16 protein-coding genes are annotated in these 13,449 nt (G+C 41.0%); 14 read left to right on the forward strand and 2 right to left on the reverse strand.

Going from position 1 to position 13,449, the window contains the following annotated elements; translation table 11 throughout:
* The first annotated feature begins 1 nt into the window (after nucleotide 1).
* The 5 genes from J7338_RS03285 to J7338_RS03305 are packed head-to-tail and all read left to right on the forward strand — an operon-like array spanning nucleotide 2 to nucleotide 3,470.
* A complete protein-coding gene (locus tag J7338_RS03285; RefSeq protein WP_210795593.1) occupies nucleotides 2-964 on the forward strand; it encodes a flagellar motor protein MotB in 963 nt (320 codons plus the stop codon).
* Between the two features lie 8 nt (nucleotides 965-972).
* On the forward strand, nucleotides 973-1,743 hold the full coding sequence (locus J7338_RS03290) for a ParA family protein (RefSeq protein ID WP_210795595.1): 771 nt from the start codon (nucleotides 973-975) through the stop codon (nucleotides 1,741-1,743).
* Nucleotides 1,744-1,746: 3 nt separating this feature from the next.
* Nucleotides 1,747-2,532 (forward strand): chemotaxis protein CheW, encoded by a 786-nt coding sequence (locus J7338_RS03295; RefSeq protein ID WP_210795597.1) that lies wholly within the window; start codon nucleotides 1,747-1,749, stop codon nucleotides 2,530-2,532.
* Nucleotides 2,533-2,551: 19 nt separating this feature from the next.
* Complete coding sequence (locus J7338_RS03300; RefSeq protein ID WP_210795599.1) at nucleotides 2,552-3,049, forward strand: chemotaxis protein CheW; 498 nt, start codon at nucleotides 2,552-2,554, stop codon at nucleotides 3,047-3,049.
* Nucleotides 3,050-3,065: 16 nt separating this feature from the next.
* Nucleotides 3,066-3,470 (forward strand): DUF2802 domain-containing protein, encoded by a 405-nt coding sequence (locus tag J7338_RS03305; RefSeq protein WP_210795600.1) that lies wholly within the window; start codon nucleotides 3,066-3,068, stop codon nucleotides 3,468-3,470.
* 13 nt (nucleotides 3,471-3,483) lie between these two features.
* Here the strand turns inward: J7338_RS03305 and J7338_RS03310 are convergent, their stop codons facing one another.
* Together J7338_RS03310 and fliK are read right to left on the reverse strand one after the other, a co-directional pair.
* A complete protein-coding gene (locus tag J7338_RS03310) occupies nucleotides 3,484-3,792 on the reverse strand; it encodes an EscU/YscU/HrcU family type III secretion system export apparatus switch protein (protein WP_145239329.1) in 309 nt (102 codons plus the stop codon).
* 3 nt (nucleotides 3,793-3,795) lie between these two features.
* On the reverse strand, nucleotides 3,796-6,324 hold the full coding sequence (gene fliK, locus J7338_RS03315; protein WP_210795602.1) for a flagellar hook-length control protein FliK: 2,529 nt from the start codon (nucleotides 6,322-6,324) through the stop codon (nucleotides 3,796-3,798).
* A gap of 102 nt (nucleotides 6,325-6,426) precedes the next feature.
* Here fliK and ccmA point away from each other — a divergent pair, with 102 nt between their 5' ends.
* Genes ccmA through ccmI form a run of 9 tightly spaced genes read left to right on the forward strand, consistent with a single transcriptional unit; the run spans nucleotide 6,427 to nucleotide 13,449 of the window.
* Nucleotides 6,427-7,047 (forward strand): cytochrome c biogenesis heme-transporting ATPase CcmA, encoded by a 621-nt coding sequence (gene ccmA, locus J7338_RS03320; protein WP_210795604.1) that lies wholly within the window; start codon nucleotides 6,427-6,429, stop codon nucleotides 7,045-7,047.
* The gene (ccmB, locus tag J7338_RS03325) at nucleotides 7,047-7,733 is read left to right on the forward strand and encodes a heme exporter protein CcmB (protein WP_145239323.1); all 687 of its coding nucleotides are present in this window, start codon (nucleotides 7,047-7,049) and stop codon (nucleotides 7,731-7,733) included. Before ccmA ends, ccmB begins: the two co-directional genes overlap by 1 nt.
* Nucleotide 7,734: 1 nt before the next feature.
* Nucleotides 7,735-8,472 carry a heme ABC transporter permease gene (locus J7338_RS03330; RefSeq protein ID WP_210795606.1) on the forward strand — a complete coding sequence of 246 codons (738 nt, stop codon included), beginning with the start codon at nucleotides 7,735-7,737 and terminating at the stop codon, nucleotides 8,470-8,472.
* Between the two features lie 2 nt (nucleotides 8,473-8,474).
* A complete protein-coding gene (gene ccmD, locus J7338_RS03335) occupies nucleotides 8,475-8,678 on the forward strand; it encodes a heme exporter protein CcmD (protein WP_182739670.1) in 204 nt (67 codons plus the stop codon).
* Nucleotides 8,675-9,154, forward strand: a complete 480-nt coding sequence (gene ccmE, locus J7338_RS03340; RefSeq protein ID WP_149981464.1) for a cytochrome c maturation protein CcmE — start codon at nucleotides 8,675-8,677, stop codon at nucleotides 9,152-9,154. The genes ccmD and ccmE overlap by 4 nt, the downstream gene beginning before the upstream one ends.
* A 1-nt stretch (nucleotide 9,155) precedes the next feature.
* Complete coding sequence (locus J7338_RS03345) at nucleotides 9,156-11,123, forward strand: heme lyase CcmF/NrfE family subunit (RefSeq protein WP_210795608.1); 1,968 nt, start codon at nucleotides 9,156-9,158, stop codon at nucleotides 11,121-11,123.
* Nucleotides 11,120-11,692, forward strand: coding sequence for a DsbE family thiol:disulfide interchange protein (locus tag J7338_RS03350; RefSeq protein WP_182718169.1), 573 nt, complete (start codon nucleotides 11,120-11,122; stop codon nucleotides 11,690-11,692). Before J7338_RS03345 ends, J7338_RS03350 begins: the two co-directional genes overlap by 4 nt.
* On the forward strand, nucleotides 11,689-12,150 hold the full coding sequence (locus J7338_RS03355; protein ID WP_182739671.1) for a cytochrome c-type biogenesis protein: 462 nt from the start codon (nucleotides 11,689-11,691) through the stop codon (nucleotides 12,148-12,150). Before J7338_RS03350 ends, J7338_RS03355 begins: the two co-directional genes overlap by 4 nt.
* Nucleotides 12,151-13,449: a c-type cytochrome biogenesis protein CcmI gene (ccmI, locus tag J7338_RS03360; RefSeq protein ID WP_210795610.1), complete on the forward strand. Its 1,299-nt coding sequence runs from the start codon at nucleotides 12,151-12,153 to the stop codon at nucleotides 13,447-13,449.

Below are 13,449 nucleotides of genomic sequence, written 5' to 3' on the forward strand. Positions count from 1 at the left end.
TATGATGCGCCGTCGACTTCGTCATCCATCGATCAAAAATCAGCATACTGAACGTTGGCTAGTGTCATACGCTGATTACATGACGATTATGTTTGCATTTTTTGTAGTGATGTATGCCATTGCGATTAATAAAGAAGAAAGCTTCCAAATCTTATCGGACTCGTTAGAGCAGGTTTTTGACAAATCGGCTCGTCAGTATAGCCAAGAAGGTCAAGGTGTGACGGGTACTGGTTTATTAACTGATAGAGTAACCCCAGAAAAAGAACTGCTGTTTGGTGAGAGTATTCAAAAGCAAGAAGCAGGCCCTGAGTTACTGGATGGGCAAAGTGATACCAGTCACATAAAACAAAAACACTTAGGCAAACCTTTAGATAGCTTATTAACTAAATTACAATCAGCCTTGCTTGATGAAATACGCGATGGCGAAGCAAGTTTAGAGTTGCATCAAGACTGGTTGATCATTGAATTAAGCTCAGGAATGTTATTTTCTAGTGGCAGTGCGGTGGCGCATCAACGTGCGAAAGCAGTGATAAAATTAGTGAACGATATCATTGCCCCTGTAGATAACTATGTCAGAGTGCGTGGCTATACAGATAATAAAACGATTAGAAATGAAATGTTTCGTTCCAATTGGGAGCTGTCAGTAGCCCGAGCAACCTCGATGTTAGTGGAGCTTGAGGCCTTGGGAATTAATCCAGCTCGCATGGCTATAGAAGGTTATGGGCAATATTCTCCATTTGCAGATAATAGCACCGAACAAGGTCGAGCAGAGAATCGTAAAGTGGTGGTGGCGTTATCTAAATATGGTTTACCGCCAGAGCCAGAAGTAAGTGCTGACTCTGATATACAGCAACTAATATCAGAGCCGCAACCAATTGAGTTGCCAAGTGATGATAACACCATTAAAGTGATCCAACTCCCACACGGTGGTATACGAATTACAACGCGCAACGAACAAGAATAAGGTGTGATGTGAAAGTTTGGACAGTAGCAAATCAAAAAGGTGGTGTAGGGAAAACGACCACGGCGGTGAGCTTAGCTGGTATATTAGCGCTGCAAGGAAAGCGAGTATTACTGATTGATACCGATCCTCATGCATCATTAACGTATTATTTTGGCATTGATTCAGAAGATTTAGAAGTCAGTGTGTATGATATATTTGCCCGTGGAAACAGCATGGCAAGTGAAGAAATATTGCAAGCTTTGTGTCCATCGAACATAGATAACTTAGATATTCTTCCTGCAACGATGGCAATCGCAACACTTGACCGCAGTATGGGTAATAAAACCGGAATGGGGCTGATCTTAAAAAAAGCCTTAGCAAAAATTAGTGAGCATTATGATTACGCTATTTTAGACTGTCCGCCAGTGTTAGGTGTCTTAATGGTTAACGCATTGGCAGCAAGTGAGCGTATTTTAGTGCCAGTACAAACTGAGTTTTTAGCACTGAAAGGGCTTGACCGAATGATGCGGACCATGGAATTAATGCAAAGCTCGCAATCAAAGCAATATCAATATACCATAATCCCTACAATGTATGATAAGCGCACCAATGCATCCCTTGAAGCATATAAGACATTACAGCAAACGTACCAAGAAAAAGTATGGCCAGGGGTAATACCCGTAGACACTAAGTTCCGTGATGCAAGTTTAGCTCAACAAGTACCGATTCAGTATTGTCCACGCTCAAGAGGTGTTTATGCTTATCGCGCATTACTCGATTATTTGATTGAACAAGGTTAATAAATGAGTAAGCAATTATTTGCTAATGAAAAAGTAATGACCCAGTACTTGGGGGCTTTACTGTGCGAAGACGATGAGTCAACAGACTTACACCCAGTTGCAAAATTACTCGAACAAGTTCCATCCACAGAAAGTAGTAATAAAATGCCACTCAAGGCGTCGCAGCAAACCATTGTACAGCCAAACGCACTTGATGAGCCAAAGACTAGTATTGAGGAAGAAATACCCGCGCTCCTTGAGAAACCACAGATCCAAGCTAATATCAAAGATATAGCTAAAGTAAACGAGCAGTTAAATACGGCTGAAGACAAAACACCTTTACAACGCCAAGACGATTATTTTGATGGCGAGTTTCAGGCGTTATTCTTTGAAGTTGCAGGGCTTACCCTCGCTGTACCATTAAAAGCACTAGGTGGTATTCATCAATTAGGTGAAGTCAATCAGCTTTTTGGGAAACCGAAGTGGTTTAAAGGGGTGATGCTAAATCGTGATGAAAATCTTAATGTAGTAGATACTGCTCGCTGGGTGATGCCAGAAAAGTATACCCAAGAGTTAGAAGACAAACTAAACTACCAATATTTAATTACTTTAGGTAATAGCCAATGGGGATTGTTGGCTGAAAAGCTAGTTAATAACATTACACTATGCAGTGAAGATGTAAAATGGCGAGCTAAAAGTGGCAAGCGGCCTTGGCTTGCAGGTGTGATTAAAGAAAAAATGTGTGCCTTAATTGATGTGCAAAGCTTAGGTCAATTATTAGAGCAAGGGTTAGATAGCCGCGACCAGTAACGATATTTGGAGTAATAACATGAGTGAACAAAGATTATTATCAAGCAGTAAAAATACCGATGGCAATGATGAAGTGTTGCAATGGGTAACTTTTAAGCTTGAATCAGAAACCTATGGTGTGAATGTAATGCAAGTGCAAGAGATTTTGCGTTACACAGAAATTGCTCCAGTACCAGGTGCTCCAAGCTATGTTTTAGGAATTATTAACTTACGTGGCAACGTTGTAACAGTGATAGATACGCGTGCACGATTTGGCTTGATGTCTGCAGAAGCAACTGATAATTCTCGCGTATTGATCATTGAAGCTGAAGAGCAAGTTATTGGTATCTTAGCTGATAGTGTAGCTGAAGTGGTTTATTTACGTAGCTCAGAAATTGACAGTGCACCTAATATTGGTACTGAAGAGAGTGCTAAATTTATTCAAGGTGTGAGTAATCGTGATGGTGAATTATTGATTTTAGTTGATTTAAATAAACTACTAAACGATGAAGAGTGGGATGAATTGAGCGGTTTATAACGCTTACGGAAAAACTATGTTGTTATACTCGTTGCTTGGAGTCTCAATTGTACTGGTATTAGTATGCTTGGGATTAATTTTTATCAATAATAATAAGCACGCTGCAGCATTAAAAAGTAAAATACTGCAACTGCAAGAAACTCAACAACAACTCAGTATTTTACGCAGTGAAGTCGCAGAAATGCGCACCGGTATGCTCAGTATTGGTAAGCGCTTAGTTGCTGTAGAGCAGAAAAATAAAGAGTTAGCGCAATTACAAGATGCGCAAAAGTATGACGATCCAGATGCGAAGATTTATTCTCGAGCAGTGAAAATGGTTGAGTTAGGTGCAGATATTGAAGAGATCATTCGAGAGTGTGAACTTCCGCGTGCCGAAGCAGAATTATTAATGTCGTTACATCATCAAAAGGGCGCGAATTAGCGCCTTTTACTTTTTACGCCTGAATATTTAACTTGCCTTGAAAGTCTTGCCAGCCTGGTGGAAATTTACCTCGCAGTACATATGAAAAAGCAATCAGTTCGGCAATCACATAATACAGTTCTCTTGGGATCTCTTCGCCAAGCTCTAAATGCGATAACGTTTTAGCCAAAGCTTCATCTTTGTGGATCAAAATTCCTTTTTCTTCTGCGGCTTTAATGATCTCTTCTGCGAGCTCACCAAACCCTTTACTACTGACTGTAGGAGTGCGACCGGCTTCGTAAACTAAACCAATTGCAGACTTATGTTTTGGTATCTCACTCATGGTTTAAACCTTAATATTAATAATGGCATGGGACTGATAAAAAGCTTGGTGTTGCGGCGCACCTTGGCTTAGCTTCATTTCACCAACTTGTAAGCCATGAGCTGTTAATTTATGGCGCAAACTCTCAAGATGCGGATGAGCCATTGCGGTGATATCTTGGCTTGAGGCAAGTAATTGACAATCTAGTGCTTTATCCATCAATTCAGCGGTGATCTGTAATTGGCCTAGCTCTGCGTAATCAAAATTAAGTCGCACAAACCAAACATTTTTATCTTCGAGTTTATTTTGGCTTGGTTTTTTATATTGTCCTAATGAAATTTCGGTCTGTGCGGTTTCCGGTGGCAGTCGCATCGGCAGTAAAAATTGTACTAAAGGATTATTATCAGGCTGCTGATTGATGGGGGTACTGTTAATTTGGCTAATTGCAGTTTTTATTTGGCTCAGCTCAGCCGCTAAGGCTTGTGATTGTGGCTGTAGTAATTGTTCTTGCAGTTTCTGTGGGTTAGTTGCTTTAAAGTTAGGCACTAATATTTGTAGTAAAGCATCAAGTGAGCTTTGATTATTAAAATTCAATGCGCTGATATTTGCTAAGTTTGGAGCCGCTAAAATAGCCACTGCCAAATGCTCAATCGATTGGCTAAAACTATTTTGCAGGGCACTAGTGGTTAAGCTTTCTGGACGCAAAACACTGAGTATTTCTCGTTGAATGGTTAACGGTTGCAACGATTGGCTGTCAATCATGCGGCTAAAAGCTTGATTGACTAGCCGATTTAAATCGACATTATCACTTACTTTAGTCGCTGCTAGTTTATTAATTTGTGAAGCGATACGCTGTTTATCGTAGTTTACTGCTGATTTAAAATTAGGTAGCGGCTTTTCGCTAGGCGTTTTTAGCAGTGATGCCAATAAGTTGGCTTCAAGTGGTAAGCTTAGCTGGCTTGCTGGTAAGGCGCTATTTATCGGCCCTTTTAATGGTGGTTCTATATGTAAGTGGGTATTTGCTTTTAGATTGTCGTTGTTTAACTGTGCTTTTAGGGATGTTACTTTGGTATCTAATCCAGCAGTAATAGGTGGTGTTGTTTTTATTTTTTGCTGAGCATCGGCTGCAATTGTTTTGGCTACAGCGTTAGGTTCTTTGTTTAGTTGAGCTGGTTGAGCGTGAATATCAGCGGCTGCGTGTTTTTGATTCACTGTTACCTGCGGTATTTTATTTTGCGCTACTGCTGTTTGCCCATGGGATTGAATCGCGGTAGCAGTATTGTTATTTTTAACCGCTATAGGTTCTGTAATGCTTGCTAAACTGGCTTTTAATCGCTGAAATAATTGTACCAAGGGAGGCGACTGGTGATAATACTTAGGTAGCGCGCTGCCTTGACTGATATCTGCTAGTAATGGTTGGGTGTTGCTTGTCGCCATTGCTACTAGGTTTATTTTCCTGAGTGATTTAGGTAATAAGGTTTGAGCAGTTTGATTTGTGGGTGTTACAGCTGATTTATTGCTGAGCATGGCTAATTGACTAAATGGTTTGCTTTCAAAGTAGCGTACAGCGTCATTGATCCGAGTTTTTAAGTCAGCAAAACTGTCTTGCAACCACGAGCTTATTGGGCTGCTACTGGCCAATGAGGGGCTGCTAGGCGTGACACTTGTTTGCGTATTAAACTGCCCTGATACATGGCTTTTTTGTATTAATGAATTAAAAGTGTGGGCTAATGAATTTTTTAAATGCAGAGTCATTTTTGGCAGCTGCGTTTTTATTATTAATTGTTCATTAAGCGCATTTAATTGTACTTTTTGAATTACTCCGCCAGACAGATCTGAGAGTGTGTTGTGGCTATTTAACGGCTGCTGCAGTGCGAGCTTAATAGTGCCATTATAATTACTAAAGCTCAGTATTGTGGTGTTTTTATCTTGCTGTAGCTGCCCATTCGGTACTAGTTTACTGAGCCAAAGAGCAAGTTTTGCTTGGCTAATTGGCTGTTGGTGAAGTGTATCAGCAAAGCGATTAACAACACTTAAGGTAAAATTATTGCGGTTTGGGGTAATGATTGCCTTTAGGTCTTGTTCACTGTGCAGTAGTTGGGCAACGTCTTTATTGATAGGAATACTGGCTTGTAACTGGTTTAACAGTAATTTTGCTGCAGGCTGTAAAATTACTTGCAATGACAAAGGGTTATTCTCGATTTGAATACCACTGCTAATAACATTTAAAACACTTTGCAGCTGGTTTGTTTGACGCAAGCTGATCTCAGTTTGTTTCGGTAGAATAGTGAGTTGTTTACCATTGTTACTAAGTTGAATATCGGCACTGGCAATTTTTTGAGAGTTTGTTTCAGTGCCAGTCGTAGCTAAGCGTAATGTTTGCCAATGTTTATCAACGTAGACTTCCATCTGCACAGAGCCTTTGGCGAACACTATGTTTTTAGCGCTGAGTGTTTGCTCGCTGAAAACAGGTAATTGCTGTGCAACGCCATTGTGCGATGAATGACTGACAGGAAGCGAATTCGCTAATGTTATCTGTGTAGGTTTGTTCATTATTTTAAATCAAGTTTTCGTTAATCGGTGCAAAGCATTATTCGTATTACCCTATCATTATGATAGACTAACGCCTAATTTTGGGTATAGAGAATCATCATCTTGTTACACATTAAGTCCGTCACCTGCATCAAGCAAGAACGTTGTTTGTTTGCGGATCTTAATTTCAGCTTGAAATCAGGTCAAATCATGCAATTAGCTGGCCCAAATGGGGCAGGTAAAACATCACTGCTGCGTATAATTGCGGGTTTTTCTACGCCCGATGAGGGGCAGGTTATGTGGCAAGGTGAATCAATTGCAAAAAATTATGATGAATTTGCCCGTCAGTTGCTATTTATCGGCCATAAAACAGGGGTGAATAGTCAACTTAGTGCGATCGAAAACCTACAGTTTTGGTTACAAATCCAAGGCTACAACACAGATCAAGACCTGTATTCCTTACTGGCTAAAATCGGTTTAGTAGGTCTTGAGGATGTACCTGTGCGTACTTTATCTGCAGGTCAACAACGTCGTGTTGCGTTGATCAGGCTTTGGCTTAATGATGCGAAGTTATGGGTGCTGGATGAGCCATTTACAGCCTTAGATAAAGCCGGTATCGCATTTTTGCAGCAACGCTTTTTAGCTCACTTAGAACAAGGTGGATCGATTTTATTAACCACCCACCAAGACTTAACGACCCACTTTAATGAGTTGCAAACTGTTACTCTGGAGTACCGACATTGATGTTACGCCAGCATTCATATTGGCAGCTATTTAGTGCCGTTTGTAAAAAAGATTTACAGTTAGCATTTCGCCAACGTGCTGAAATCGTAAACCCTATTTTGTTCTTCTTAATTGTTATTACATTATTTCCGTTAGCAATTGGTCCTGAGCCCGGTCTACTTAGCCGTATGGCACCGGGTATTATCTGGGTCGCCGCGTTACTTTCAACCATGTTAGGCTTAGATAAACTATTTCGTGATGATTATCATGATGGTAGTTTAGAGCAATTGATTGCTTCGTCGTACCCGCTACCGTTAACGGTGCTTGGCAAAGTCGTTGCCCATTGGATTATTACAGGCTTGCCGTTGGTGCTAATGACGCCGCTGTTCGCCTTGTTATTAAATTTAGACAATCAAGCATTGATTGCAACGGTGCTTACCTTGCTATTGGGGACACCATTACTTAGTTTTATCGGCGCTATTGGCGCTGGGCTAACTGTGGGATTACAAAAAGGCGGTATTTTGATGAGTCTATTAGTCTTGCCTTTGTATATCCCCGTATTAATTTTTGCAACGTCTGCTATCGATACCAGCACAATGTCGCTGGATTATAGTGGCCAGCTTGCCATCCTTGGTGCGATGCTTGTCATTGCAATTATCAGCGCACCAATCGCCATATCGTCAGCATTGAAAGTGAGTGTAAGTTAATATGTGGAAGTGGTTACATCCCTACGCTAAAGCAGATCGTGCATATCAATTATGCAATACGTTACTGCCCTATTTTGCCGTGATAACGGTTGTCTTTATGATTATTGGTTGGATCTGGGGGTTAGCCTATGCACCAGCCGACTATCAACAAAAAGACAGTTATCGCATTATTTTTATCCATGTACCGTCAGCTATTTTGTCGATGGGGGCTTATTCATCAATGGCTATTGCGGCAGTGATCGCTTTGGTATGGCAACTTCGTAATGCCGAGTTAGCAGTGATTGCCATCGCACCTGTTGGTGCATGTGTAACTGCAATTGCACTTATTACTGGCGCCGCTTGGGGAAAACCTATGTGGGGGGCTTGGTGGGTATGGGATGCACGACTTACGTCTGAGCTCATTTTATTATTTTTATACTTAGGTGTGTTATCTCTATACCATGCCTTTGAAGATAAAAAAGCAGCGGGTAGAGCTGCATCTATTTTGGCTATTGTGGGGGTCATTAACCTACCCATTATCCATTTTTCGGTTGAGTGGTGGAACACCTTGCATCAAGGCGCCACTATTACCAAGTTTGATACGAAAGCCATTGATTCAAGTATGTTTTGGCCATTAATGGTAAATATAGTCGCGTTTGCTGGTTTTGTTGGCATGGTGACTTTGATGCGTCTTAAAAATGAAATTTTACAACGTGAAAAGCATCGCCCTTGGGTGCGTCAGTTGTTAAATAGGGGCTAGTTATGCAGTTTGATTCTTTTTCTGATTTTATTGCCATGGGCGGTTACGGCTTTTATGTGTGGCTTTCTTTTGGTTCATGTGCACTGATTTTATTAGGTATTTTAGTAAGCTCTTTTAATGATACTAAGCGCATTATGGCTTCTGTGCAGCAACAAGCTGAACGAGAGGCTCGCATTAAACACGCTCAACAGGAGAATCAAGCATGAACCCAAGACGTAAGAAACGTTTGCTTGGCGTCGTCGCTATTGTATTTGGTATTGGTGCCGCCATCGGTTTAGTACTTTATGCGCTGCAAGAAAATATTAACTTATTTTATACTCCAAGTGAGTTAATTGAAGGTAAAGGCCCGAATAAAGAAAAGCCGCACATTGGTCAAAAGTTGCGTATTGGCGGTATGGTGGTCCCTGGATCAGTGATTCGAGATGAAACCAGCCTACAAGTAAGCTTTACCTTGATTGATACGGGCCCCTTAGTAACGATTAAATACCAAGGTATTTTGCCTGACTTATTTCGCGAGGGGCAAGGGATTGTTGCTCAAGGTGTGTTGATTGAACCTAATGTAATCGAAGCATTTGAAGTATTGGCTAAGCATGATGAAGAATATATGCCTGCTGAAGTTGCAGAAGCGGTGAAGGGGATCAAACACGAAAAACCTAAATATAACTTAGAAAGTGGCAATTAAGATGATCCCAGAACTCGGTTATTTTTCCCTAACACTTGCTATGGTGCTAAGTGTTTTATTGTGTATTTTTCCTTTATGGGGCGCACATACTGGTAATTTACGGTTAATGCGAGCAGCGCCTTCATTAGCTGTTGGTCAATTTGTATTTGTATTAGTATCATTCGCAGCCTTAATTTATGCCAGTTTAACCGATGATTTTACCGTCGCGTATGTAGCTTATCATTCTAGCAGTACCTTGCCTTGGTATTATAAAATCACTTCAACCTGGGGTGGGCACGAAGGTGCTATTTTATTGTGGCTCGTAATGCAAGCTGGTTGGACAGCCGTAGTAGCACTGCGCTCTAACTCACTGCCTTGGATACTGCGTGCTCGCGTATTAGGTGTGTTAGGCTTTTTAGGGGTTGGCTTTATGCTTTACACCCTGTGGATGTCAAATCCGTTTGAATTATTACTGCCGTATTTCCCAGTCGAAGGGCGCGACTTGAATCCGCTATTACAAGATCCAGGGATGATCATTCATCCACCTTTATTGTATATGGGTTATGTTGGTCTATCGGTTTCTTTTGCATTCGCAATTGCTGCGTTATTAACTGGCAAACTTGATAATACGTGGGCTAAATGGTCACGTCCTTGGACAATGACTGCATGGGGTTTTTTAACACTAGGTATAACTATCGGAAGCTGGTGGGCTTATTCTGAGCTTGGCTGGGGTGGCTGGTGGTTTTGGGATCCCGTTGAAAACGCATCGCTCATGCCTTGGTTAGTCGCTACAGCACTATTACATTCGTTGTCGGTAACTGAAAAACGAGGTGTGTTTAAATCATGGACCGTATTGCTTGCTATTGCAGCATTTTCATTAAGTTTACTGGGCACCTTTATTGTTCGCTCTGGGATTATTGTGTCAGTGCATGCGTTCGCTACCGATCCTGATCGTGGTTTATTTATCTTAGCGTTTTTAGCGATAGTGGTTGGTGGTGCGTTAACCTTATATGCATTTAGGGTATCGCAAGTACGTAGCGAAGGTCGTTACAAACTGGTATCTCGGGAAGTGGCGTTATGGCTCAATAATATATTTCTAGTGGTTGCTACTTTTATTGTATTACTGGGTACTCTATTACCTATGGTCCATAAAGAAATGGGCTTAGGCAGTATTTCAATTGGCGAACCATTCTTTAATAAAATGTTTGCTATTATTTTGGTGCCGTTTGCCATCTTAATGGGCATTGGCCCTCTGTTACGTTGGAAGCAAAATAAGTGGTCTTTTTTACAAAATAAATTACTTATTGCTGCGCTAATGAGCATAGTTATCACAGCTGCTTGGTTGTATTCAAGCTATGCAGTTGTTGCACCTTTAACTTTATTGGCAACCACACTTGCGGTATGGATTGTCATGACTACGGCTGCTGACCTTTACATAAAAGCGACCGTACAAACTAATTTTAGCCAAGGGCTGAAACGTTTAGGGCTAAGCTATTGGGCAATGGTGTTAGGGCACGTTGGTATCGCTTTTGTGATTGCGGGTGTTACGTTAACTTCTGCGTATTCGGTTGAACGTGATGTTTCGATGAAGCCGGGCGAAATTGTGCAGTTAAATCAATATCAGTATCGTTTTGAAGGAGTAAATACTATTCGTGGTGCAAACTACAGTGGTCATGCAGGAGAAGTGAGTGTCCTGAAAAATGATAAATTGGTCACAGTACTGCATGCTGAAAAGCGTCGTTACGATATTGGTATGCAATTTATGACCGAAGCTGCAATTGATGCTGGCTTTACCCGTGATTTATACCTTGCCCTTGGTGAGCAATTAAATAACGGCGGTTGGTCACTGCGTATTTACCATAAGCCATTTGTACGTTGGATGTGGATTGGTGGTGTATTGATCTCACTTGCCGGTTTTATGATTTTAGGTGACAAACGTTACCGTACTAGCAAGAAAAATACCGATAAGTCACAGGAGAAGCTGGTATGAACCGCAAGTTGTTAGCGCTGATACCTCTGCTGGCATTTGTTTTAGTGTGCGTGTTTTTATTTCAAGGTTTGTTTTCAAATCCACGAGAAATTCAAACCGGTCGTTTAGGTCAGCCAATGCCTGCCTTTGATTTACCTGATTTAATGCAGGATTCAAAGCGTTGGCAAGATAGCCAATTAAAAGGCGATGTATATCTACTCAATGTATGGGGCACTTGGTGTCCTACCTGTTTAGCTGAATTAGATTATTTAACCCAACTGCGAGAGCAAGGCGTTAAAATTATCGGGCTTTACTATGTACAAAGTTATGATGCTGATTTTGATGGTGAATTTGATATGCCAGCGCTACGTGAAGAAGTGACGTCGATGTTAAGTCGTGCTGGTGATCCGTATCAGTTTAATATTCTTGACTTACACCGTACTCTTTCGCTTGATTTAGGTGTATCAGGTGCACCTGAAACATTTTTAGTGGATAGCAAAGGCACCATTTTATTGCACCATACTGGCGATATAAATCCGCGAGTTTGGCGTGCTAAATTTGCACCTCTAATGCAGGAATTACAGCCATGAAATATTTTTTAATTGCTTTAATGATACTAGCCAGTGGCATTGCTATGGCAGAGCAAGATCGTTACCAATTTGATAACAACGAACAAGCGCAACGCTTTACTGAGTTAACTAAAGAATTACGTTGCCCTAAATGTCAAAATCAAAATATCGCTGATTCAGATGCTGTGGTTGCGAAAGATTTACGCGAAAAAGTATTGGCGTTAGTCAAAGAAGGCAAATCGAAAGACGATGTGATTGAATATATGATTGATCGCTATGGCTATTTTGTTCACTACGATCCGCCAGTAACGCCAGCAACATTAGTGTTATGGGTATTACCTATTTTGATTGTGGTATTTGGCTTTGGCTTTATTATTTTTCGTCAACGTAAGGCTGCGGTTAAGCAAACATGGAGTGAGCAAGATGAGGCGTTGTTAGCCAAGCTCATTGCGAAAAATGAACGTCAGGAGCAGATTTAAATGATACTAATGTGGGTTTCTTTTGCATTATTAACCTTATTAGCTGTGGCGTTTGTGGCCTTGCCTTTTTTGAGTAAAGAGCGCGTACAAAGTCTCACTTACAATGCAAACTCAGAGCTTATTGCCATCTATCATCAGCGCCTTAGCGAGTTGGCCAATGATTTAGCAAATCAACGTATTGATCAAGTTAACTATGATGAATCTGTGATTGAGCTCAAACGTCGTTTATTAAACGAGTTATCACCTGAAAAATCACTAATGAGTCGAGGCAATAACCGTATTTTTGCATTAACAGGCAGTGCATTTTTAATGGCTTTCACAGCTGTATTTTATACCGCAACCGGCTCTCAGCAGCAATTGCAGAGCTGGCACAGCGCTATGGATAATTTAGCAGCTTATGGTGAACGAGCTGTGATGCAACAAGGTGAGCCTTTAACACAAAATGAATTACAAGCGTTTGCGTTAGGATTACGCACTAAACTTGCGCAAAGTGGTGATGATCAAGTGGCTTGGATGCTGCTCGGTCGCGTTGCAATGTCACTGAATGAATACGACATGGCGCAACAGTCATTTGATAAAGTGCTGCGCATGGATCCTGACAATATGTCTGTGCTGATCAGTTACAGTCAAGTACTATTACTGGAAGGCAGTGATGCAAATATGACGCGCGCTGCGGGCATGCTCTCTAAAGTGCTTAAAGACGATCCAACTAACCTTGATGCTATTTCATTGTTAGCGTTAATTGCTTATGAGCGTCATGATTGGTTGCAAGCAAAAGCAGCATTCGAAGTACTTTTAAATAGTATGGACAAGCAAGATTCTCGCTATGACATGATTGCTCAGCGAATTACTGAAATTGAACAAAATATTACAGCTGAAAACACACAACTAGCATCTGCGTTGCAGTCACAAGCTGAGCAGGGCAGTGGCGAGGATAATAACGCAGCTAAAATGAGTGCTATCAAAGTTACCGTTAATCTTGCGCCACAGCTTATAGACAAGCTTCCAACGCAAAGTACTTTATTTGTTTTTGCAAAAGCTGCCACTGGTTCACCAATGCCACTAGCAGTGGTAAAGTTAACCGATTATAGTTTTCCAATTGAAGTACAGTTAAGTGATAGTAATGCTATGGTTGCAGGTTTAACGCTTTCAAGCGTTGATAAAATTATTTTAACTGCACGTATTTCAAAGGATGCATCAGTAATGCCTTCAACGGGTGAGTTGGAAGGTCGTTCAGATGTGTTAGAACGTAGCAAAACTCAGGCTTACGAGTTACTTATTAATGAATTAATGCCTTAA

The organism is Pseudoalteromonas ostreae (genome assembly GCF_018069805.1).
In the GTDB taxonomy this organism is placed as follows: Bacteria; Pseudomonadota; Gammaproteobacteria; order Enterobacterales; family Alteromonadaceae; genus Pseudoalteromonas; species Pseudoalteromonas ostreae.